The following is a 22,597-nucleotide window of genomic DNA, read 5'->3' as shown; positions in this document are numbered from 1 at the left end:
ACTCCCCCTTGAAAGGGGGAGAATTCAAGTTTCCCCCTTTGAGAGGCAGGGGATTAAGGGGGGTAAAAGCAGAAATTTATGCTAGATATGAGACTTCTCAAACATGCTCTTTAAGAAGGAATTTGGCGATCTCTAAATGGAATGATTCAAAACCAAAAAGATGAGTAGCGGTGCTTTGCACCGCTACTCATCTTTTTGGTTTTATGTCCTAAGCAAAACTTACGATGAGGCAGAACTTCTCGCTGCCACCCACTCTTTGGGTTTTATGCAAAATCGCGTTAAAGTATTCCTACATCTAAATATTCAGTCTATTAGGATGACAAACTTTATGTCTCGTTTACCTCTTACCTTAGTAACCGCCTTTAGCCGCCGCAGCACTCTCAAGATTATTAGCGGTCTCCACAACTTTGATCGCGACTCTGTGAAAATGGTTGTGCAAGCAGCCGATCGCGGTGGCGCAACATTTGTTGATATTGCGGCTGATGCTGAACTAATTGCGATCGCTAAGGCTAATTGCTCGTTGCCCATTTGTGTATCGGCAGTCGAAGCTCACAAGTTGGCTGATGCTGTGGCTAATGGTGCTGATCTCGTCGAAATCGGTAACTATGATAGTTTCTATGCTCAAGGTCGTGTATTTACTGCCGACGAAATCATTGCTTTGACCGCAGAAACCAGAGCATTATTGCCCCACACAGCAATTTCTGTCACCGTTCCTCACACCTTGCCCCTTGATGAGCAAGTCACCCTCGCTGAGAAGCTCGAAGCGATCGGCGCAGACATCATCCAAACTGAAGGTGGTACAAGCTCGGCTCCAACCCATGCAGGTGTCCTTGGTGCGATCGAAAAGGCATCGCCTACCCTTGCTGCTGCCCATGCGATTAGTCGCGCAGTTTCTATCCCCGTAATGTGCGCTTCTGGTTTGAGCAATATCACTGCACCAATGGCGATCGCTGCTGGAGCTTCTGGTGTTGGTGTTGGTTCCGCAGTCAACCAATTGAATGATGTGGTTTCAATGATTGCCACTGTTCGCGCTCTTAAAGAAGCAATTGATAGCAATGTTGCTAACCAAGCAGTTGTGTAATCAATATTTGCTTAATTTCTCGCTAGCAAATTAGCAAAATCCATAAACTAAAAGGCGATCGCTATGAATTTTCTAGTTCAAAGCGATCGCTTTTCTCATAAATCAGCTAGCTAAAAGTGCGATCGCCTAATCTTGCAGCTAAAACATGATGAGTATCTTTCATATTTGCTTATGAATACTCTAACTCCAACGCGACAACAGATTATTGAGTTAATTGATAACTTGCCAGATGATTCTTTCCCTGAGCTTGTCAACTTTATTGGCTATCTTCGCTAATATTACGTGAGTTCGATATAGCCATTTGCGGCGGGCTTCGCCCGCCGCAAATGGCGGAAAATGGTAAGAATCGCTTAGCGATTCCTACCATTTTCCGCTTTCATCGAACTGACGTTAATATTGATTTTACTTAAGGATTGGAAATTTAATAAGATCATTGTCTTCTGTAGGGGCGGGTTTTGACGACAACCTTACGGTGCATGGTTAAATTATCGACTAAACCCGCCCCTACTACTTTTCACCTTTACCCATAGCAATAGTTAATTTTTATAGTCCAGCTTATCTCTAACTATAAGCACTAGCTTTACAGTGCTATGATCTCAAGATGCTAGGAGTGTCTGTGAAAACCAGACTGAGAGCAAATCCTTAGAACCTGAACCGATTGACATCGGCGTAGGAAAGCAAATTATTTGAGGAAATTTACATGACAGTTGGACTAAAGCTTAACTCTGCACCCACAAGGCGCGGGGAATATCGCGGTACGCAAATGCACTGCGCTCGTCAAGGCATCATCACTGAAGAGATGCAGTATGTAGCATGGCGTGAAAATCTTCCCGTCGAATTAGTACGTGCTGAGGTTGCTAGAGGTCGGGCGATTATTCCCGCTAACAAGAATCACACCAATCTTGAACCCATGGGAATTGGCATTGCCTTCCGATGTAAGGTCAATGCCAATATTGGTGCATCCCCTAACTCTTCTAATATTGACGAAGAAGTTGCCAAGCTCCATCTATCGGTTAAATATGGCGCTGATACCGTGATGGACTTGTCCACAGGTGGTGGTGATTTAGATGTGATTCGGACTGCGATTATTAACGCTTCACCCGTTCCTATCGGCACAGTTCCCATTTACCAAGCACTCGAAAGTGTGCATGGCAGAATGGAAAATCTCACCGCCGCCGACTTCCTCCATATCATTGAGAAGCACGCTGAGCAAGGCGTGGACTATCAAACTATCCATGCTGGGATCTTGATCGAGCATTTGCCTCTGGTGAAGAATCGCCTGACAGGTATTGTGTCCCGTGGAGGTGGTATTTTGGCGCGTTGGATGTTGCATCATCACAAGCAAAATCCTCTCTATACCCATTTCAATGACATCATCGAAATCTTCAAGAAGCATGATGTTTCCTTCAGTTTAGGCGATTCACTCCGTCCAGGGTGTTTGCATGATGCATCTGATGCTGCTCAGCTTGCGGAATTGAAGACTCTCGGACAGCTTACTCGCCGTGCTTGGGAACATGATATTCAAGTTATGGTCGAAGGTCCAGGGCATGTGCCAATGGATCAGATCGAGTTCAATGTGCGTAAGCAAATGGAAGAATGCTCCGAAGCGCCTTTCTATGTGCTTGGGCCTCTGGTCACTGACATTGCCCCCGGTTATGATCACATCACTTCGGCGATCGGTGCAGCGATGGCTGGTTGGTATGGTACTGCCATGCTTTGCTATGTCACACCGAAGGAACACCTTGGCTTGCCCAATGCCGAAGATGTGCGCAATGGTTTGATCGCCTACAAGATCGCAGCTCATGCAGCAGATATTGCCCGTCATCGTCCTAATGCTCGCGATCGCGATGATGAGCTATCAACTGCGCGTTACAACTTTGATTGGAATAAGCAGTTTGAGCTATCTCTCGATCCTGAACGGGCTAAGGAATACCATGACGAGACATTACCTGCGGATATTTATAAGACCGCAGAATTCTGCTCGATGTGTGGACCTAAGTTCTGTCCGATGCAAGAGAAGGTTGATGCGGAAGCAATTACTGAGCTTGAGAAGTTTTTGGCTAAAGAGCCTGTAACTTCAGCTTAATCAAAAATCTAAAAAAAGGAGGTGCATCGCACCTCCTTTTTTTGTATGAAACAAAAGCAACTTACTGCTAGTCTAGTTAGACATGTTTGCTAGATATCTTGTTGGTGTCTCAATATGAATAAGTTTCCCTGTCCTCGTCTTATTAATATAGTTAATATAGGTTTTCTCGCATCACTCGCTCTACCTTCTATTGCTTTAGCTCAAACTGCTCAGCAAAAGATTGTTTACGTTTCTCCACAAAGTTCTGATACCCAGTCTTATCGATCTATTACTGCGGCGATCGCAGCTAACCCTCAAGAAGGAACGATCTTTCAATTAAGTAATGGTACATATAGCACCGCCACTGGCGAAAGTTTTCCAATCCGTCTTCCTAAAGGGGCAATTCTACGTGGTAATCCTAGTGCAAATGGAAGTAATGTAATCATCAGCGGTGGTGGTCGCTTTGTTAGTCCCACCTTTGCCAGTCAAAATATTGCGATCGCCGCCGCAACTAACTCTCGCATTGAAGGTGTTACTATCACCAATAGCAATCCACGGGGGTATGGACTATGGTTGGAGTCCAGCCGCAATGTGGTTATTGCCAATAATAGCTTTGTGCGTAGTACCCATGATGGTATCTTCCTCACAGGCAGTGCTAATGCTTACATTGGCAATAATCTATTTACAAACAATAAAGGCAGTGGCATTTCGGCTCTTGGCACAAGCACAGGGGAAATTCGTGATAACAGGTTTGAGAATACAGGCTTTGGACTATCGATTGGGCAACAATCTCGGGTTGTATTGGCAAATAATAATATTTCTCGCAATGTGGATGGAGTTATCATTTCTAATACTGCTCAGCCAACATTGCGAGGGAATGCGATCGCCGATAATCAACGCAATGGTCTAGTGGTTCTCAGTAGTGCTAATGGCTCTCCTCGTCCTGACCTTGGCACAACGATTTCATTGGGAAATAACACTTTCCGAAACAATCGTGAATTTGATATTAACAATGCTACGACTATTCCTTTAACAGCTGTAGGCAATCAAATTAATCAATCGAAAGTTAAAGGATTGTTGGATTTGAGAGCATCTAGTTCTCCAGTTACGGCTAATCCCGTTGCTTCTATTACTCCTGCGCCACTTCCTACAATTCCCGCATCACCTACAAGTACAGGAACTGCTATTCCGATTCAGTCTAGTCCTAGTCCCTCAACAACTACAGTATTTGTACCAGCCAAGCCACCTAGTGCTAGTCAAGCATTACCAAGTGCAGTGATTTCCACTAATCCTAGTACGAATAATAATGCACCAACAACGATCATCATTGAGCGTGACTATAGTACTCCTGCAATTCCTCCTAGAGTTGCCGCTTTACCTCCAGCGTCAGTTGATCCCACCACAGGCAAGCCTTTTCAATATCGGGTAGTTGTGCCTGCGACTTCCATTGCTATAACCCAACGGGTAAAAACGGTTGTTCCCGATGCATTTCGGTTATCTCGTAGTGGGAGAACTATGATGCAAGTAGGAGCCTATAGTGAGAGTGCTACGGCAAATCAACTAGTGCAGAAACTTGCCCAATCTGGCTTAAAAGCAGAAATTATTCCCTTTCGCTAAAAAAAACAAGTGACTTAATTAAGTCACTTGTTTTTTTCGTTGATATAGCTATAGTCACCTATATCAGGATAAATCAAAAACCAAATAGTGTGAGGCGCTGCTTTGCGCCGCCTCACACTATTTGGTTTTTATGTCCTAACAAGCATGGCGACAGCTATAAAGTCAGCTATAAGACTGGTTTTCCAATGAGTACGCACTCATTGGAAAACCCCTACAATCCTTACTATTGATGCAAATCACTTGATAAAATAGCACCTTGCAAATTACTCTCGTCAAGGATTGCGCCTGTTGTATTTGCATCCCTTAAGTCCGTACCCCGTAAATCTGCACCACGTAAATCTACATGCTGTAAATCTGCATATTGGAAGTTTGCCCCTCTTAGATCTGCGCCACGTAAATTTGCTGCTTGGAAATTTGCATGGCTACAATTACTACCATTTAGAGCAGCTCCACTAAAATCTACTTGCTGCAAATTAGCTTCAACAAAATAAGCACCGCGTAAATTTAAGCCTGCAAAATTACGTTGACCAATTTTGTATTGATTCAGTAGTGTATTGGCATTGATGGTTACATAATTAGCGATCGCCTCTGTACCAGAACGGAGCAGTGATGAGTTCTGGACTTGCTCAAGCTCAATTGTCTGACTATAATCTGAGCTAATAGAAAAGCGATCCCCTACTTCATCAATAATTCGTAATACGCCCACAATTTTGCCGTGAGGATCGTGAACGAGAACTGTTGAGATACTCACATTCGTCCAACTGCCATCACGAAGTTGAAAAGTCATAGGGAAGTCATCAAGGGGTTTCCCTGAAAGCGTATCAAGAATGGCAGCTTGTAACTTCAATGCTTGAGACTCAGGAATACTCGGTACAGGATAACCAACAATAGCAGAACTATTCCAAGCAAATAGTTTTTCAGCAGCAGCGTTCCACAACAAAACTTTGCCTTCAGGACTCACAATATCGATCGCCACAGGAACAGCCTTAATCACGGCGCGTAATAGTTCATTGGTGCGTTGGAGACTAGATTCCGCTTCTCCGCGTTCGCTAATATCAATACATACTCCATCAGCAAACACTGAACCTGAATCCGTACGATAGTAGCGAGCAATATTCTGAACCCACCTAACTTCTCCAGAAATCGCAATCACTCGAAATTCATGACGAAAAGTAGCAAGTTTGTCAAATCCAGCCTTGATCAGAGCTTTGAATTGATCAACATCCTCAGGATGGATCAGATCTAATAATTGGTATGGAGAAGAAATCGCATATCTTGGTGAGATACCGACTAGATCGATTAATCCATCACTGATAAATGGAATGGAAATTTTCCCTTCAGGTGAGATTGCCAGACGATAGAGGGTAGCTGGCATACTTGACGCGATCGCTGCTAATCTGAGTTCGCTGTCATGTAATGCTGTTTCTGTGCGCTTACGTTCTGTAATGTCACGGGAATTGATCACTAAACCTTGGACATTAGCATCTTGCAACAGATTACAGCAAACAGATTCTAAATGAATCCAATCACCATTAATATGTTGATAGCGCATCACAATTGGTGTTGATACAGATAAAGTATCAACAGATTGAGTCAGAAAATTCTGAAAAATTGGTAAGTCATCGGGATGGATAAACTGCACAAATTTTTTGCCAATCACATCTTCAGGCAAATAGCCTAAGGTCTTAAATAGTGCGGGACTACAGTAGTGAATCGTAGTATCAATATCGAGAATATTCACTATATCTGAGGAATACTGCATCATCGCCCGTAGTTTTGCTTCGTTACGGGTAAGGTTTCGAGAAATCCGACGTTGTTCTTCTCTCTCCACCCGAATTTGGCGATCCATCAGGTTGAGTTTAGCATTCATTTCAGCAACGCGAATTTCTAAGCGCTGATGAGACTGCTGCAATTTATCAATTTCTTGTTTGCGCTGGGTAATGTCTTGAATCCACCAACGCATCCCGGTTACTCGCCCATCTAAGGGCGTGCGAATACTAATAATTGTAAAACTAGCATCAAATGGTTGTCCTGTAGGAAACTGCATCCGAAAGTCCAAACTCTTGATATTTTGACCGCGTTGGAGTTGACCTAATAGTATTTGAAATTGCTCTTTATAGGAGGGATAGACAAAGTTTTCTAAGTTTTGACCAATTGGCTGTGAACCAAACATCAATGTAGCGGCTCGATTGGCTTCAGAGATGTCACCATTAGCATCAGTGACAAAATAGCCATCGGGGGCAAAATCAAATAGTTCGCGATATTTATCTAGTTCTCCTGCAAGCGATCGCTGACAAACTTCGAGTTCTGTTAAGCTAGCCTGCAAAATATTAACAGCATCTTCTAGATTGAGACTTCTCGTCTCGATTTCCTCAGAAGATGATACGGGTGATACTGCAATATGCTCTAGCTGATGCAGTTGCTGAATCGAGGTTGCGATCAATTCGAGACAAAGGCGCATTCCCATAAAGCATCCATGTTTTAGTCTTGCTAAGACTTATATAATATAACAACGAAAGCGAAAGGGGGGCGCAAAGCATCCCTCTTTCGCTTTTGTCATGGAAGACATCTATAAATAGCCATGCCCAAAATAGCAATACCCAAAAGCACAAAATGGCGTAGCCATTTTGTGCTTTTGCTAGAACTGATGTTACGTAGCACAAAGATCTCCATACTGTTTCTCAATCATCTTAAAAGAGGATTTGGAGACCAAATCCCTACATATTGGTAGTAGGGGCTTGGTCTCCAAGCCCCATTCTCAGCATTCCACGCAACATCAGTGATATAACTACCGATTACGGTTGTGGTGGGAGTCTCCATGTTCAGATCTTACGGGGTGAGCCACAGATTGAGAGTTACTTTTGCCTGATTGACTTCTTGGTTGTGGCTTAGCAGGAGATTTGCTAGCACCTGACGAATTCGATAGTTTTGCAATTGGATTACGATCGCTATGTCCACCCCGTCGAGGCTGATGCTTTTGTCGCTGTCCAACTTGGATTGGTTCAGGCTTAGCAAGGGGATCAGGCTCGAAACCAGTAATGATTTCTTGAGGTAGCGATCGCTTGATCAGTTTCTCGATATCTGACAGAAACTTGCGCTCATCCACACATACGAGTGAAATAGCTTCACCCGCAGAGCCAGCGCGTCCTGTACGTCCGATCCGATGGACATAGTCTTCTGGCACATTTGGCAACTCGTAGTTAACCACGTGGGGCAGTTCACTAATATCTAAGCCGCGTGCCGCGATATCTGTGGCAACTAAGACTTGTAAACTACCATCTTTGAATTTGCCAAGGGCGCGAGTACGGGCGGCTTGACTCTTATTGCCATGAATTGCCATCGCCACAATATCGTCTTGATGCAGTTGCTTAACTAGGCGATCGGCTCCATGTTTAGTACGGGTAAACACCAATACCTGATACCAATTATGAGTCTTGATTAAATGGGTGAGCAATTCCCGCTTGCGATCGCGATCTACAGGAAATACCCTTTGCGTAACTAAATCAGCAGTAGCATTTTGGCTTGCCACTTCCACCATCACGGGTTGATTGAGTAAAGTACTGGCAAAAGCTTTAATCTCATTGGAGAAAGTTGCTGAAAATAGGAGATTTTGGCGTTGTTTGGGTAATAGTGCCAAAATTCGCTTGATATCGCGAATAAAGCCCATATCCAACATGCGATCGGCTTCATCTAACACCAAAATTTCCACTTGCGACAAATCTAATCGACCCTGCTGCACATGATCGAGCAAGCGTCCGGGGGTTGCCACCAAGATTTCGACACCACCTCTAAGGCGATTGATTTGGGGGTTAATATTTACACCGCCATAGATCACCATTGAGGTTAAAGGCAGATGTTTGCCATAGGTCTGCACGCTTTCTTCAACTTGGGCGGCGAGTTCACGGGTGGGGGTGAGGATCAGGGCGCGGATCGGAATTTTCCCCGTCGCCGATCGCTTGACAACTTTGTTAGATAGTAAATGCAAAATGGGCAGGGTGAATCCTGCGGTTTTGCCCGTACCAGTTTGAGCGCCTGCTAATAGATCGCGACCTGAGAGGACGACGGGGATCGCTTGCAACTGAATTGGCGTGGGATTGGTATAACCACGAGCTGCGACCGCACGAACAATTTGCTCAGACAAACCTAATGCTAAGAAACCCTGTGCTGAGGCGATCGGTATAGAAGATTTATGAATTAGAGAAGATTTCTTTACAGGCAATGTAATTGAGGAAGAAGACATAGAACTCCAAATTTTTTATCGGTCTGTCGCTGTTAGCGTTGCCATTTGTAGTCGTACCAATTCTTAGAGTTTTGTGACATTCCTAAGAATCTAAAACCTTACCCAGAGGGATTTTAAAGCTTCAAAAAGTGGAGTTACCATTTTTTGAAATTGGTGTCAGACGGATCAGAGACAGAATTGTATAACGTGTCAACAGTATCAATGACTGGGAGCAAACACTGTAGGCTTACATCTTAGCAGAGGTTCGCGATTTATTGTTGTATAGCTTTCGTCGATTGTGTCAGGACAGAAGCAAAACTCAAGAAGAGAATAGCGGGGCTTTGCGCCGCCTCACAGTATTTGGTTTTTGATTTGTCCTGATACAGGTGGCTATAGCTATAAATTAACATGAGTTCGATATTGCCATTTGCGGCATGCGAAGCACGCCGCAAATGGCGAAAAATGGTAAGAATCGCTTAGCGATTCTTACCATTTTTCGCTTTCGTCGAACTGACGTTAAATTAAGAAATGGCTACGCCATTTCTTAATTTGGCATAAGAGGGTAGGCGTAAAGCACCGACTCTCTTCGATATGCTTGGAGAAAGTTATTTTGCTCTGAGTAGCACTGTTGTAAGCTCTTCAATCCGAATTGGTTTACTGATGTAGTCATTCATTCCAGCCTGTAAGCAAGTTTCCCGAGCCTCACCTACGGCGTGAGCCGTCATAGCAATAATCCAAGGTTGAGGGTCGCAATTAAGGCGAATTCTTTGAGTCGCCTCAATTCCATCCATCTCAGGCATTTGCATATCCATAAAAATCACATCATAGACCTTGTGATTTAGCTTATCTAAGACTTCTACTCCATTGTTGGCTATGTCTACATTACAACCAAGCTTTTTGAACATAAAGATCGCCAATTTTTGATTTACTGGATTATCTTCAGCAACCAAGATCTGTAAAGATGATTTCTCGGCAGTAGCGATCGCTAATTTTGCATTAAGGTAGGGAGAATCTGGTGGTAGTTTTTCTGATTCCTTCATTAAGACTGTGAAATAGAAAACTGAACCTTTCTTAGAATTGAAACTTCTAGGCGGAATCCAGTTTAAAGGAGGATTTCCCCCAATATTTCCCAGACTCTCCACCCAAATCTTTCCTTCCATAATCTCAACCAATCGCTTACAAATGGCTAGCCCCAGCCCAGTACCGCCATATTTGCGACTAATCGAAGCATCGGCTTGGGTGAAAGGTTGAAATAATTTGGCTAAGCGATCGCGCTCAATGCCAATACCTGTATCAGCGATCGCTAAAAGCAATTCGCACTTTTTCTGTTCAACATCATCAGAAATTACTCGACTCTTAACCGTGATCGTAACGCTGCCTTGCTGGGTGAATTTGATCGCATTACCAACAAGATTGAGCAAGATTTGGCGAAGGCGAGAATTGTCTCCCATCAAAATCTGAGGAACTTCTGTGCTGATCTGATAGCTGAGTTTTATCTCTTTGCTTTGAGCCTGTGCATTGAGGAGATTGCATACAGATTTTAAATTGTCTTCTAGGACAAATGATTGTTCCTCTAACTCCAGCATTCCCGCTTCAATTTTAGAAAAGTCGAGAATGTCATTAATTAATGTCAAAAGAGACTCATTGCTAAATTGAATTGTTTGTAATAAGTCTTGTTGCTCCTCAGTTAGTTCAGTCATGGCAAGCAACTGAGTCATTCCCAGTACCCCATTCATGGGTGTGCGAATTTCATGACTCATATTGGCAAGGAATTCGCTCTTAGCTCTATTAGCCAATTCTGCTTCTTCTTTAGCTTGCGCTAAAGCGACCTCAGCAGCTTTGCGATCGGTAATATCCCGAATCAAGCCCACCCTAATTCGTTTCTCTCCATCTTGAATAAAAGATTCCGATAGTAAGGCAGGAAATAGACTTCCATTTAACCTTCGCATTGATATCTCTGACTCGATCGCACAATTCTTGCCCATACATGGATCGCTTACGCATGGTTGTAGGTGTGGTTGTCCCAAAATCTCTATGGGTAGTCCTATGAGGTCTTTGCCATCAAGGTTACAAATTTGTTTGAGAGAGTCGTTAATATATAGTAGTTTTCCTTCTAAGTCAGTGATATAAATGCTATCTTTTGCACTCTGCATGGCATGGTTGAGGATGCGGATCTGTTCCTCTGATTGCTTGCGGGCAAGAACTTTGGATACAGTGGCTGGTAAAATTTTGAGATATTTCAGATCGGGATCTTTAATCAGATAATCATACGCACCTTCGTTCATTAATCTCGCCGCAGTTTCTTCATCCCCCGTGCCTGTGGCAATGATAAATGGACAATTTTGAGATTTGAGAATATCAAATAGTTCAAGCGATGTCCCATCACCCAATAAGTAGTCTAGGATCGCAATATCAAACGATTGAGATGCTAAAATAGCTTTTGCTTCAGCCAGAGACTGGGCTAAAGCATAGTCATAGGGCAGGTCTCCTTGCTTAATGAATCGAACAAAGGCGAGATAATCAATCCGATCATCTTCTACAAGAAGAACTCTGATTACTTGTGGGTGTAGTGAGTCAGTGGGATTAATGAGAGCCATTTTAGACTGATCCTAATGATTGATACATAAGATATCCAGACAGTAAACTTACGAAATTGTGTAAGGAGATTCGCTCAAGCACCAGTATTGATATATTACTTTCAGTTGCTCCACAAAGTCTGGATAGCTTAATGGTTTGACAATATATCCCGCAACCCCTAACTCAAAACTAGCTAGACGATCTTGTGCTTCTTGCGAAGTTGTAAAGATAACGACAGGAATAATCCGCCAGTGGGGGTCATTTTTGATGACGTTCAGAAATTCCAACCCATTCATACGAGGCATATTCAGGTCGAGAAAAATGAGTGCAGGATCAGGCTTTTGAGGATCACGTAAAAAAGCTAAGGCATCTTCACCATCATTACTAACATGAAGCGGGTTATAAGCGTGAATTTCTTTCAACCCTCTTTTGATGGTCATGATATCAATGAGATCATCTTCTACTAACAAAATTGGATCGCAACTTCTCATTGTTTTTTGTCCTCAATGATCTCAACTGATTTGGGTATGGTAAAGAAGAATGTGCTACCTTGACCAACTTCCGAAGTGATCCAAATTTTACCACCGTAGATTTCGACGATTTTTTTGACGATCGCTAATCCCACGCCTGTATTTTCATTTGGTTCTTGCTTTGCCAATGTTTGAAAAATCTGAAAAATCTTATCAAAATACCTTGCCTCAATCCCGATCCCAGTATCACTGACATAAAATTGCCAGTATCTATTTTGGTCGGTGTGACCAAGTCGAATTTTCCCTTCTGGTTTACCCATATACTTCACGGCATTACTCAATAAGTTCTGAAATACCTGTTGCATTTGTGTATTTCCTACAAATAATGTGGGCAAATCAGTTTCGATCACGATCTCAATACCTGACGGAAGTGCAATCATATCAATCACTTCTGTAAGCAAAACCTGAAGATTTACTGCACTTTTCTCTTCTTTAAGTCTACCCACACGAGAATATCGCAAGATCCCATCGATAAGGTTGCTCATTCGCCGTACTTGTCCGCCTAACAGTTGCAACATCTCATGTCCATCGGGATCGATGCGATCGCCATAGTCTTGCTCTAACCAGTTGGCAATTGAAGCAATACCCCGCAAAGGAGCTTTAAGATCGTGGGAGACAATGTAGGCAAAGTCTTTAAGTTCCTGATTGGCGATAGCAAGTTCGGACATTAGTTCTAGTTGGCGATTTTCAAACTGTTTGCGGTCAATTGCATGAAGAATAGCCCGTTCCAATAAAATCGTACTGAGCATCAGTCCTTTCTCAAGATAGTCTGATGCGCCACTTTTCATCGCTTGTTGGTCAATTTCGTGGTCGCCAAGTCCTGTGAGCAGCACAATTGGCTTAGCACAACCATTTTTGACCGCAGCTTGTAGTAAATCCAGACCATTCTCTTTGCCAAGCCGATAATCAAGCAGATAGACATCATGCTGATTCTTGGCAATTTCTTGTAGCCCTGCTTGAAAATTGTCCACCCAGTCAAGCTGAAAATCAAATTGCTCAGCCTCGCTCAAAAAGTCACGAGTAACAATGTAGTCATCTTCATCATCATCTACTAGTAAAACTTTGCACTTTTCTCGTGCCATGATTCTCGCGCCATGATTGTTGATGATTATCGAATTGTACCAAAACACAAAATGGCGTAGCCATTTTGTGTTTTTAAAACCCTTACTGGGTTTGGTTTTTAATTCGCAAAAGTGTTGCCACTCTTTCGTAAATTAAGTAACTGATGTTACGCGGAACCCTCACCCCCCAGCCACCTCTCCCGCAGGAGAGGTGGAGTAAGACTAATTTCTTTTTCCCCTCTCCTGCGGGAGAGGGGCTAGGAGTGAGGGTCTTAGAGACTCCCACGTAGCATTAGTTAAGAAAAGGTGCAGCCCAAAGCACTACATCTTGAGCTATCGCTAGTTTTTTTCGGGTAGTTCCACAATTTCAAACCAATATTTACCCAGAGCTTTAATAATTTGTACCATTGACTCAAAGATTACAGGTTTGGCAATAAAGGAACTAACACCAAGATCGTAGGTTCGCAGGATATCCTCTTCGGCTTTAGATGTGGTCAGCACTACTACGGGAATTTGTCTGAGCGCGGGATCGGTTTTGATTTCTTTTAGGGCTTCCCGTCCATCTTTGCGAGGCATATTTAAATCTAATAAAATTAAACTGGGGCGAGGAGCCGTTTTGGGATCACTATACTGTCCGCGATGCTGTAAATAATCCATCAATTCTTCCCCATCACCAACAAAGTGGAGATCGTTGGCGAGACGATTTTCTTCTAATGCATCCTGCATCAGCATTCGATCATCTTCGTCATCTTCAGCAACCAAAATCGTGACTGCTTTTCCTTTTTTAGTCATAATCTTCTATTGTGGCTTGTTTGAGGGGTAGGGTAAGAATAAAGGTAGCGCCTTGGTCGATTTGGCTCTTGACTGCGATCATACCACCATGACGTTCCACGATTTTTCGGCAAATCGCTAGACCAATTCCTGTACCTTCATAGGCATTGCGTCCGTGGAGGCGTTGAAACATTTGAAAAATGCGATCGCTATATTTTTGTTCAAGTCCGATCCCATTATCGATAACCCGAATCTCATAAGCATCCCTGTTATCTTGGTGAATTGGGTTAACACGAATCTGGACGATCGGAGCCACATCTTCTTTACGGAACTTGATCGCATTGGTAATCAGGTTTTGGAGCAATTGCCGCATTTGACTGGGGTCAGCTTCGATCTTGGGTAGAGGATCAAACTCAACAGTTGCCGCAGTCCGCTCAATCTGTACCTCTAGATCAGAAAGCACACCCTCTAATATTTCATTCAGATTAATGGAGGCAAAATCTTTAGCTTTGGTTGTTACCCGTGAAAATGTTAATAAATCATTGATCAACACTTGCGCTCGACTAGCAGCATTGAGCATTCGGGCTAGGTAATCTTTTCCTTTTTCATTGATCACATCTCCGTTGGTGGTTTTGAGGCGATCGCCAAAAGCTTGAATTTTGCGGAGAGGCTCCTGCAAGTCATGGGATGCTACATAGGCAAAGTCTTGTAATTCACGGTTATTTATTTCTAATCTCTCCGTCAATAACCGCATTTCCTGTTCGGTTCGTTTGCGCTCGCTAATGTCTTGGCTAATTGCCAAGAACTGATAGGGAATACCCTGTAAATTGAGTAAGGGGACGATGGTTGTATCAACCCAAAAAAGAACACCGTCCTTGGTGCGGTTGCGAATATCGGATCGCCAATTTTGACCACTAGCGATCGCCGCCCACATCTCCGCAAAAAATTCTGGAGAGTGATGTCCAGAATTGAGGAGGCTATGATTCTGTCCAATCAATTCTTCACGGCTATATTTAGAAGCCTCACAAAATTTATCATTTACATAGGTGATTTCGCCTCTAATATCAGTAATTGCCACAATGGCACTGCGATCAAGAGCATATTTCATATCCTGTAAATTGAGTAGTACTGCATCTAGATATCGACTCTTTTCACGGAGTTCTATCTCTACAATCTCTAGCTCCATTTGTTTGTAAGCTCTTAATTGCTCAAATACCGCCGCAAAGTTATTGCCTAAAAAGCCAATTTCATCATTGGGCAAAGCAGGTAGTACAAAGTCTTCGGTTTGGGTGCTTTGAGTGATTGCTTGATTGAGATTGGCTAGAGGGCGAAGTACTAATTGCTGGATCAGCCAACCAAGGAAAAGTAAAATTATGCCTGTGCCTATTGCCATCGTTAGCGTAGAAGATAGAAAACTACGCCATGTTTCTTGTTCCATTTTCTCAAGATCCATGATCGCGATCGCCACACCCCGTTTTCCCACTTTTCCAAATAGCAAACTACTAAAAGGTAAAATCTCGATTACTACAGATTTGCCATTTAAGAAGGTGCGGAAATGAGCTACTTCCCCCATCAGCGAGGCTCGATTGACCTCCATGGTTAAAGAAGGTCGTATATCTGCATAACGTTTACCCGTTTCTAGATTTTGACTATGGGCGATCGCCATCCCATCAGGATCGACAATTGAAACTTCCACTACGGTTGGCAAAGTGGCATAGTTTTGGACAATGCGTCCTAGCAAAACCGTATCTCTAACTTCAATCAATCCTTCCGTCGCAAATTCTAAACCGCGCGTAATTGATTCAGCTCGTTGTTGTACTTGCCGTTCTAAGTCTTGTCGGATGGAAGCGTAAGTTACCCATAATGTCCCTAGTCCAATTGTGACTAAGGATAAACCAAACCCTATTAACAACTTTTGCGCTAGATTTCGTTTAGAAATTGGTAACTGCTTTTTCACGACTTTCTTTATTGCTACAAGTTTTTATTGATGAAGTGTGATTTTGTCATGCTTTCCAATTTGCGATCGCCTTATTAAGCGGTACAGCATTAATTTCCACATCGTCTCGAATGACACGTCCATGCCGAGGATCTTCACGCAAAAGTTCGCGGGTTAATTTCGATGCTTCCTGTAACCGTCCACCCGTAAACATCCGATTATTCATGGCAATGTCACCTTTCTTTAAGCCTTTATAGTCTTCAGTAAAGGCTTCGACAGTCTGCTTAGTCTGTTTCGCAACGGAGGTAAATACCTCTTGTGGTTTAGTCTCAACTGCCTGAATCGTATCAAACCAAGTCTCAATAAAGCTGACTAATTCGTCTTGCTTAGAATTGACAATACTGGAACGCGAAGCCAAGGTATCAATCACAATACTATCCACATCGGCTGTAGTGTGAATAACTTTTCCACTGATGGCTTTGGCGGTATTACTCAACAATGGTTCCCACATTACCGCCGCACTAACTTCACCTTTCTTTAAGAGTTCAGCCCCACGATCATTGGAGGCATCGACAATTTCTACGTCGGAGGGTTTCAATTGGTTGGACTTGAGAGCCTCTAGCAAAATTAAATGTGTAACTGTGCCGAGTTTAGTACTTACTTTCTGCCCCCTCAGAGCTTTAGTCGTTTGGATAGCTGAGCCTGCGACGATCCCATCGGAGCCAGCCGAAATATCAACTACCATCATTACTACAGGTTTGTCTCCCGCAGGATCAACTTGCATGACTTCCCACAGAGGGACAAAGCTAGCATCCTGTGCTCCACGCATCGTAGCTCGAATATTATCCTGTTGGTTGGTAAAGCGCACAAATTCCACATCTAAACCTCGCTTTTTAAATAGTCCTGCTTCCTTCGCATAAAGGGCGATCGCATAACCCGGCCAACTATTCATGCCTACTTTAAATGGCTTTAGGGCAACCTCTCCGCCTAAAGTACAACTTTTGATCAAGAGTGCCGAGAGTAAGGTAATCACAGTTAAAGCGATCAAGCCAAACGTCTTTCGTGCAGAATTCATAAGCGCTAACATCCTTTGCTGCTAGAAATGGCTTTTACTAGAGATTTATACCAAAATAAGAAATGGCTGTGCTATTCCTTATTTTAAAAAGTCTTACTGGATTTGTTTTTTGATTCACGAAAAAGTTGTCACACTTTCGTGAATTGATATTAGAAACTGATGTTACGTGGGACTCAGATAATGAACCTCTTGCTGCTAGCATAACAGGGCAACCACGGGGGGATTACCCCTACCTGTAAATTTCAGATCTTGTAGGGGCTGTGCCCCCGTGCCAGCCCTAGACTTACGCCATCGCAAGAAATCCTTCCACGTAACATCAGTTAGAATTAAAAAGAATAATATTATTAAATTGCAACTGTTTCATGAAAGTGCGTGTAATCAAGATAGCGATGCCCATCATTTCCCATGTAAATTACATCCACAAAACGGCGATCGAATAGGATATTTCGAGATGCATACATGTGTCGAGCATGGAGCGTACCTTCGATCGTTTCATCAACACCAGTAAGAGATACAAGAATCTGAGCATGTAATCTTTCCATTGTTTCCATTGACAATCCATACAGCGGACTACTCTCATTGATCGTATGCATCACTGTCCATGATAGTAAAAAGACTGGAGAATGATTGCGAGCTAGTTTCAACTCATGCAACCTTCTCATCATTTGACCTTCCGCAGTTACTTCATCAATCATTAAATAAACACTCAATTTCGCTTCGAGAATATTGTTTTTCCTCTCATTAGCAGTGCGAAACATTAGTGTGGGAGTGCCATTGTAATTGTGAATCGTTGCTACACGACTGAACATCACACGGGAAGCAGATTTGGCAAATCTAGTGTAGGCTATGCCTGTGATCACCGCAAATAACATTAAACTAGTAATTGATTCTAAGGTGACGATCAGGTTGGCATATAGTGTTTGAGGATTCATTACTCCATAGCCAATGGAAGCTAGTGTTTGCACACTAAAGAAAAAAGCCTCCAAAAATCCTACTTCTTTTACACCTGCGATCGCATTCGGATCGAGTAAATAGAGAATTGCAAAAACAGCATTGAGAAATATGTCGAAGCCCATCACAATCGCAAAAAATCCGATCCAAGGAATTGTTAACAATAGGTGATATGGATCGCGAACATAAGAATACCAAGAATTTCCACCAACAACTTGAAGAACTCCATCACGCTGCTCCAGCTTGATTACAGAACGATGGATCTTATGTTTGATTCCCATACTAAATTACCAAAAAACTTACCAACATACTATCTTTCCCATCATGGTAATATGAACAGCGCTTTGCGCCGTTCATATTAAACTTAAAATGCCACAAGTCCATACTTATTCTGAGCTAATCACAGGTCGTCTTGTCAGCCGCTACAAACGTTTTTTTGCAGATATAGAATTAGAGAATGGCGAAGTAATTACCGCCCACTGTGCTAATACAGGTCCAATGACAGGTGTATGCAAATTGGGAAGTCCTGTTTTAGTTTCCTATCATCCTAGTCCTAAACGTAAATTGGCTTATAGTTGGGAGGCAATCTATCTAGATGAACAATGGATTGGCATAAATACGAGTCTTCCCAATCGCGTGATTGGTCATATGCTTGATCGCCATTTATTACCAGAGTTAGAGCCATACAACACCGTCAAAGGCGAAGTAACCTATGGCAATGAAAAAAGCCGTATTGATTTCTTATTAACTAATGGAGAAGATACTTTCCGAAAGACCTATGTGGAAGTCAAAAATACAACTTGGTGTATGGGAAGCTTGGCGTTATTTCCTGATACGGTAACAACGAGGGGACAAAAGCACATTCGCGAGTTGATGTCGGTACTTACAGAAGATACATTTGCTGCTTTAATCTTTTTTATTAATCGTGGCGATTGCGATCGCTTTGCCGCAGGAGCACAAGCTGATCCCGAATATGCAAGGCTTTTAAAAGAGGCGATCGCTAAAGGTGTGAAGGTCTTACCCTGTCGATTTGCGATCAATCCGCCAAAAATTACTTATCTCGGCTTAGCAGAGCTAGTAGATTAGACTCAAAAAAGCAAAAGGGACGCAAAACGTCCCCTCTGCTTTTTTTGAGTTAAGTCGTTACATATCTGTAAAAGGTTTCACAATTTTCCAGAATGTGTAAGGAACACCAAGACTCAAAACAAAACAAACTGCGAGTTCTGCCATAGGTCAAGAGACAAGTTTTATATAGAGAAGTTTTTGATCTGTAGCAGATGCCACCAGATAGATCTTTAACCATACAACCTTATCTGCATTTTTGCTATCTCCAGTCGGGCGATATTTTAACCATATTTCCGACAAACTAAGTGGAGTGTTTTGATCTCCACTTAGTTTGTCGGAATTTATCGTAAATTCTTTCGCCAAACTCTCCAACTTGTGATAGTCTGTCTCCCTGACGGGGTTACTCCGAAAACTACAGCAGTTTACAAGCGAGTACCGACTCATTTGTAAACAAAAATTCAAAATCAGTAAAAAACTAAGTAAATCGTTTCTCACACAAGGAAGTGATATCTGTGAAAAATCTAATTAACCTAAATAAAATTTTGCTTGGCTTGACTGCCGTGGGTTGCTTGTCAGCGATCGCGGTTCCATCAGCTCAAGCACAGCCTGCTTATGGTAGCTATGTTGGTGCAGGTGCTAGCTTTGGCTTTACAAGTGGCAATTCCAGTGCTGGTGAAAGCTCTCGTACATCTGGTCTAATTGCGGCACGTTATAAGTTTCTAGAATTCCCTGTTTCTGTCAGAACTCAAATTTTGATTGGTAGTAGCACCGCAGTTGTACCAACTGTTTCCTTTGATGTGCCATTAAACTTTGATACTGATATTTATATTGGTGCAGGTGTAGCGCTTTCAAATACCGTTGATACCACTCCAGTAGGTAACAGAAATAGTTTTGTAATCCAACCTGGTATTGATTACACAGTACCTAATAGTAATCTTGTGCTATTTGGTAATGTAATTTTTGCTTTTGATGCCTATCGTAATTCTCCTGGAACATCGGCAACTTCTTTACAAACTGGTTTGGGATTACGATTCTAGTTAAAGGCTATTTCCATCATGTCCCAACAAAATAGAGTAAAGGCAGTCCCAAGGGCTGCTTTTATTTTTATGGATTAGCAATATTACTTAGTCTTTATCTCCAAAGAACCCATTTTTTGTGGCGCGGCGTAGCCGCGCCACAAAAAATGGGACTTTATTTTGAGTAAGTCCTACAAATTAAAATGATAATATTCGTAAAACTGTCATAGGTAAGACGATGAGCGCACCAACAGCAACCAAGATCGGACTAAATACCGCTTTGCCAAGTATTCGTCGCATTCATGCCATTATTCGCGACAAAAATGAGGTTGAGATCAAACTAATCACAGGCGATCAACTCCGCGGCAAAATTGTTTGGATTGATGATCAATGCCTTTGCATGGATGCATCGGGACATAAGATCGTGATTTGGCAACATGCGATCGCCTTTATCAAAGGCTAATTAACTTTTGGGTAGTGCTGCAAAGTAATTTTTTTAGTAATTGTTTTGCGGGCGCTTTGCGCCTGCAAAACAATTACATTGCTTGACTACCAACTTTTGAAATCTCTGGGACGGTTCTATTGTGTAACCAGTTAGTACTCACGCGGCACGTGTGTACTAACTGACTAGATTTGGAGGATATATGGTTTTGACACCGTCTTCTATTGTCAAATCTCCCCTCGTGATTAAGTGGGAAAAATTGCCAGACGATCTGCCTTTAGAGGAAGAACCTGTGGGAAATGAAGGGCAACCGCTTTTGGCAGGTGCATTGCGTGAAAGCTTAGAACTAGCAGGTTTTATTCAACCTGAGATGTTGATTGCATCTAACTTTGGGTTGTGCGCTACGGTCAACGATACGATCGCGATCAAGGCTCCTGATTGGTTGTATGTCGCGGATGTTCAAAAGTATGAGTCGATTCATGATCGCCGTAGCTATACACCCACACTTGAAGGGGCGACACCGACTGTGGTTATGGAATTTTTGTCCCATAGCGATGGCGGCGAATATTCAGTCAAACGGACTTTCCCCCTTGGCAAATGGTTTTTTTATGAGCAGATTTTGCATGTGCCTGTATATGTGATTTTTGAGCCAGTTACAGGTGCGCTAGAGGTCTACTATCTACAGGGCGATCGCTATGAACTCGCTCAACCAAATGCGGAAGGGCATTTTTGGATTGAGGCGATGAAGTTGTATTTGGGTGTGTGGCAGGGTCATAAAGAACAACGCGATGGCTATTGGTTGCGCTGGTGGGATGAGCTAGGTAATATTTTGCCTTGGGCTGTTGAGCTAGTTGAGCAAGAGCGTCTACGTGCTGAGCAAGCCAAACAAGTTGCAGAGCAAGAGCGTCTACGTGCCGAGCAAGCAAACGAACGGGCTGAAAAGTTAGCCAATTATTTGCGATCGCAAGGAATCAACCCCGATGAATTGCTACAAGAGTGAATTATGAGAAAGGTAGCTCAAAGCGCCGCCTTTTTGAATCAGCAATCTAAATAATCATGAAAGCGGAATTTTATTACAGTCAGCGTAAGTATGAATGCATGGTTGTGATGCTTTCTGATGAGCGAGGGGAGAGTAAAGAATTACGCATCCGCAATCATGAAGGCGAAATCTTAGCTGTCAGGCAAGGGCAAAAAACAGCTTTGCGCGGTAAAAGTCGGGCGACTTCGCAGGAAGTCGATATTTTAAAAAATAACTATTACAACCTCATCAAAGCTGCTGTAAATGCGCTCGATCTTGCTGAAAAACACAAACTGCTTAAAGATAAAGATGAAGAAATTCGCTTGCTTAATGCAGAGATTGCCATTTTTAAAGAAAAAGCTAATCTGTCAGACGAAGAACGGGGTGAAATTTTACAACTGAGAGAACAAATCAAAACTTTATCCGATCGCCAAAATATTCCTACCTTTAATTATGATGAGCAAGAGACTGAATCAAAACTAATTAAAAGGCTGGGATCAAAGGCTTGGCAAGAGTTAGAAACATCTAGCAAAAACGATCTATTTAGTGCCTATAAACATAAATATTTAGTTGAGTCTGATATTTTTACAGAGGATTTTTCAGACTACAAACCCTCATGTTTATATATTGCTAGTGTGGTCGAAAGAGAAATAGTCCATTCTTTTTATAAGAGTTTCTATCACTTTCTTTGCAAACAAAATCCAATGCAAAGAGATTTTGTAATTGCGGGAGTAGTTCTCAAAAATAGAGGGAGATATACTATCGGCAGTTTGCCATATCTGATTGCTAAGGAATGGGATACTTTTAGTGATGAAGTTTTAAATAAAGATAGTTTATCTAGTGATGATCGCGATCGCCTTTACTATCACAAAATTAACGATCAGAAAATATCAACTAGCGATCGCCAACTAGTAAATGAATTTTTAGAACAGTGGGATCATCCTGTTTCTAGTTGGCTCTTAGGCAATCAAAAAGCAGCCAGTAAAATTGACCAAATTGCTAAATTACGAAATTTGACGGCACATCCTATGCCAATATACAAATGGCAATTCACTGAATTATGGCTACTAGTGATCGGTGGCAAAACTAAAAGTGGTCGTAACCAGAAAGGGTTACTCAAAGAAATCTATGAGAAACCCCAATGAGAACCATTGATTATTCTCAATGATTTTA

17 protein-coding genes and 1 riboswitch are annotated in these 22,597 nt (G+C 42.4%); of the genes, 8 read left to right on the top strand and 9 right to left on the bottom strand.

The genetic code is table 11. The features are described 5' to 3' along the window. Positions 1 to 328: 328 nt before the first annotated feature. From ABM313_RS17855 to ABM313_RS17845, 3 genes are all read left to right on the top strand, one after another. A complete protein-coding gene (locus ABM313_RS17855; protein WP_434684506.1) occupies positions 329 to 1,081 on the top strand; it encodes a DUF561 domain-containing protein in 753 nt (250 codons plus the stop codon). 596 nt (positions 1,082 to 1,677) lie between these two features. Beyond that, positions 1,678 to 1,774: riboswitch (TPP riboswitch) on the top strand. 7 nt (positions 1,775 to 1,781) lie between these two features. Next, positions 1,782 to 3,167: a phosphomethylpyrimidine synthase ThiC gene (gene thiC, locus ABM313_RS17850; RefSeq protein ID WP_434684505.1), complete on the top strand. Its 1,386-nt coding sequence runs from the start codon at positions 1,782 to 1,784 to the stop codon at positions 3,165 to 3,167. Positions 3,168 to 3,281: 114 nt separating this feature from the next. Next, a complete protein-coding gene (locus tag ABM313_RS17845; protein ID WP_434684504.1) occupies positions 3,282 to 4,763 on the top strand; it encodes a DUF1565 domain-containing protein in 1,482 nt (493 codons plus the stop codon). 223 nt (positions 4,764 to 4,986) lie between these two features. Here the strand turns inward: ABM313_RS17845 and ABM313_RS17840 are convergent, their stop codons facing one another. The 9 genes from ABM313_RS17840 to ABM313_RS17800 all read right to left on the bottom strand — a co-directional run bounded on the left by ABM313_RS17840 (position 4,987) and on the right by ABM313_RS17800 (position 18,164). Next, complete coding sequence (locus ABM313_RS17840; RefSeq protein ID WP_434684503.1) at positions 4,987 to 7,230, bottom strand: PAS domain S-box protein; 2,244 nt, start codon at positions 7,228 to 7,230, stop codon at positions 4,987 to 4,989. A gap of 321 nt (positions 7,231 to 7,551) precedes the next feature. After that, positions 7,552 to 9,003: a DEAD/DEAH box helicase gene (locus ABM313_RS17835; RefSeq protein WP_434684502.1), complete on the bottom strand. Its 1,452-nt coding sequence runs from the start codon at positions 9,001 to 9,003 to the stop codon at positions 7,552 to 7,554. Positions 9,004 to 9,587: 584 nt separating this feature from the next. Then, entirely contained in the window at positions 9,588 to 11,579 is a 1,992-nt protein-coding gene (locus ABM313_RS17830) for a response regulator (protein WP_434684501.1), read from the bottom strand. Between the two features lie 48 nt (positions 11,580 to 11,627). Continuing rightward, positions 11,628 to 12,050 carry a response regulator gene (locus ABM313_RS17825; protein ID WP_434684500.1) on the bottom strand — a complete coding sequence of 141 codons (423 nt, stop codon included), beginning with the start codon at positions 12,048 to 12,050 and terminating at the stop codon, positions 11,628 to 11,630. Continuing rightward, a complete protein-coding gene (locus ABM313_RS17820; RefSeq protein ID WP_434684499.1) occupies positions 12,047 to 13,171 on the bottom strand; it encodes an ATP-binding protein in 1,125 nt (374 codons plus the stop codon). The genes ABM313_RS17825 and ABM313_RS17820 overlap by 4 nt, the downstream gene beginning before the upstream one ends. Before the next feature lie 318 nt (positions 13,172 to 13,489). Next, on the bottom strand, positions 13,490 to 13,942 hold the full coding sequence (locus ABM313_RS17815; RefSeq protein ID WP_434684498.1) for a response regulator: 453 nt from the start codon (positions 13,940 to 13,942) through the stop codon (positions 13,490 to 13,492). Continuing rightward, positions 13,935 to 15,878 (bottom strand): sensor histidine kinase, encoded by a 1,944-nt coding sequence (locus tag ABM313_RS17810; RefSeq protein ID WP_434684497.1) that lies wholly within the window; start codon positions 15,876 to 15,878, stop codon positions 13,935 to 13,937. Before ABM313_RS17810 ends, ABM313_RS17815 begins: the two co-directional genes overlap by 8 nt. 46 nt (positions 15,879 to 15,924) lie before the next feature. Further along, a complete protein-coding gene (locus tag ABM313_RS17805; RefSeq protein WP_434684496.1) occupies positions 15,925 to 16,932 on the bottom strand; it encodes an ABC transporter substrate-binding protein in 1,008 nt (335 codons plus the stop codon). A gap of 344 nt (positions 16,933 to 17,276) precedes the next feature. After that, entirely contained in the window at positions 17,277 to 18,164 is an 888-nt protein-coding gene (locus ABM313_RS17800) for an ion channel (RefSeq protein WP_434684495.1), read from the bottom strand. A gap of 88 nt (positions 18,165 to 18,252) precedes the next feature. On the opposite strand from ABM313_RS17800, the gene sfsA reads away from it, so the two are divergent. The 5 genes from sfsA to ABM313_RS17775 all read left to right on the top strand — a co-directional run bounded on the left by sfsA (position 18,253) and on the right by ABM313_RS17775 (position 22,569). Then, a complete protein-coding gene (gene sfsA, locus ABM313_RS17795; RefSeq protein WP_434684494.1) occupies positions 18,253 to 18,969 on the top strand; it encodes a DNA/RNA nuclease SfsA in 717 nt (238 codons plus the stop codon). 491 nt (positions 18,970 to 19,460) lie between these two features. Continuing rightward, positions 19,461 to 19,985 carry a hypothetical protein gene (locus ABM313_RS17790; protein WP_434684493.1) on the top strand — a complete coding sequence of 175 codons (525 nt, stop codon included), beginning with the start codon at positions 19,461 to 19,463 and terminating at the stop codon, positions 19,983 to 19,985. Between the two features lie 217 nt (positions 19,986 to 20,202). Beyond that, complete coding sequence (locus ABM313_RS17785) at positions 20,203 to 20,427, top strand: Hfq-related RNA-binding protein (RefSeq protein ID WP_434684492.1); 225 nt, start codon at positions 20,203 to 20,205, stop codon at positions 20,425 to 20,427. A gap of 181 nt (positions 20,428 to 20,608) precedes the next feature. Further along, positions 20,609 to 21,406 (top strand): Uma2 family endonuclease, encoded by a 798-nt coding sequence (locus ABM313_RS17780; RefSeq protein ID WP_434684491.1) that lies wholly within the window; start codon positions 20,609 to 20,611, stop codon positions 21,404 to 21,406. Between the two features lie 56 nt (positions 21,407 to 21,462). Further along, entirely contained in the window at positions 21,463 to 22,569 is a 1,107-nt protein-coding gene (locus ABM313_RS17775; protein ID WP_434684490.1) for a hypothetical protein, read from the top strand. Positions 22,570 to 22,597: the final 28 nt, after the last annotated feature.

Source organism: Pseudanabaena minima str. Chao 2107 (assembly GCF_051131155.1).
Lineage (GTDB): Bacteria > Cyanobacteriota > Cyanobacteriia > Pseudanabaenales > Pseudanabaenaceae > Pseudanabaena > Pseudanabaena minima.
The sequence above is the reverse complement of the archived record's forward strand: the minus strand, read 5'-3'. Positions and strand labels throughout refer to the sequence as shown.

Bases quoted from the DNA above. Each gene is read 5' to 3' on its own strand.
- ABM313_RS17855 (WP_434684506.1), top strand. From the start codon at position 329: ATGTCTCGTTTACCTCTTACCTTAGTAACCGCCTTTAGCCGCCGCAGC.
- ABM313_RS17825 (WP_434684500.1), bottom strand. From the start codon at position 12,050: ATGAGAAGTTGCGATCCAATTTTGTTAGTAGAAGATGATCTCATTGAT.
- ABM313_RS17805 (WP_434684496.1), bottom strand. From the start codon at position 16,932: ATGAATTCTGCACGAAAGACGTTTGGCTTGATCGCTTTAACTGTGATT.
- ABM313_RS17815 (WP_434684498.1), bottom strand. From the start codon at position 13,942: ATGACTAAAAAAGGAAAAGCAGTCACGATTTTGGTTGCTGAAGATGAC.
- ABM313_RS17830 (WP_434684501.1), bottom strand. From the start codon at position 11,579: ATGGCTCTCATTAATCCCACTGACTCACTACACCCACAAGTAATCAGA.
- ABM313_RS17775 (WP_434684490.1), top strand. From the start codon at position 21,463: ATGAAAGCGGAATTTTATTACAGTCAGCGTAAGTATGAATGCATGGTT.
- ABM313_RS17800 (WP_434684495.1), bottom strand. From the start codon at position 18,164: ATGGGAATCAAACATAAGATCCATCGTTCTGTAATCAAGCTGGAGCAG.
- ABM313_RS17845 (WP_434684504.1), top strand. From the start codon at position 3,282: ATGAATAAGTTTCCCTGTCCTCGTCTTATTAATATAGTTAATATAGGT.
- ABM313_RS17820 (WP_434684499.1), bottom strand. From the start codon at position 13,171: ATGGCACGAGAAAAGTGCAAAGTTTTACTAGTAGATGATGATGAAGAT.
- ABM313_RS17840 (WP_434684503.1), bottom strand. From the start codon at position 7,230: ATGGGAATGCGCCTTTGTCTCGAATTGATCGCAACCTCGATTCAGCAA.
- ABM313_RS17835 (WP_434684502.1), bottom strand. From the start codon at position 9,003: ATGTCTTCTTCCTCAATTACATTGCCTGTAAAGAAATCTTCTCTAATT.
- ABM313_RS17780 (WP_434684491.1), top strand. From the start codon at position 20,609: ATGGTTTTGACACCGTCTTCTATTGTCAAATCTCCCCTCGTGATTAAG.
- thiC (WP_434684505.1), top strand. From the start codon at position 1,782: ATGACAGTTGGACTAAAGCTTAACTCTGCACCCACAAGGCGCGGGGAA.
- ABM313_RS17785 (WP_434684492.1), top strand. From the start codon at position 20,203: ATGAGCGCACCAACAGCAACCAAGATCGGACTAAATACCGCTTTGCCA.
- sfsA (WP_434684494.1), top strand. From the start codon at position 18,253: ATGCCACAAGTCCATACTTATTCTGAGCTAATCACAGGTCGTCTTGTC.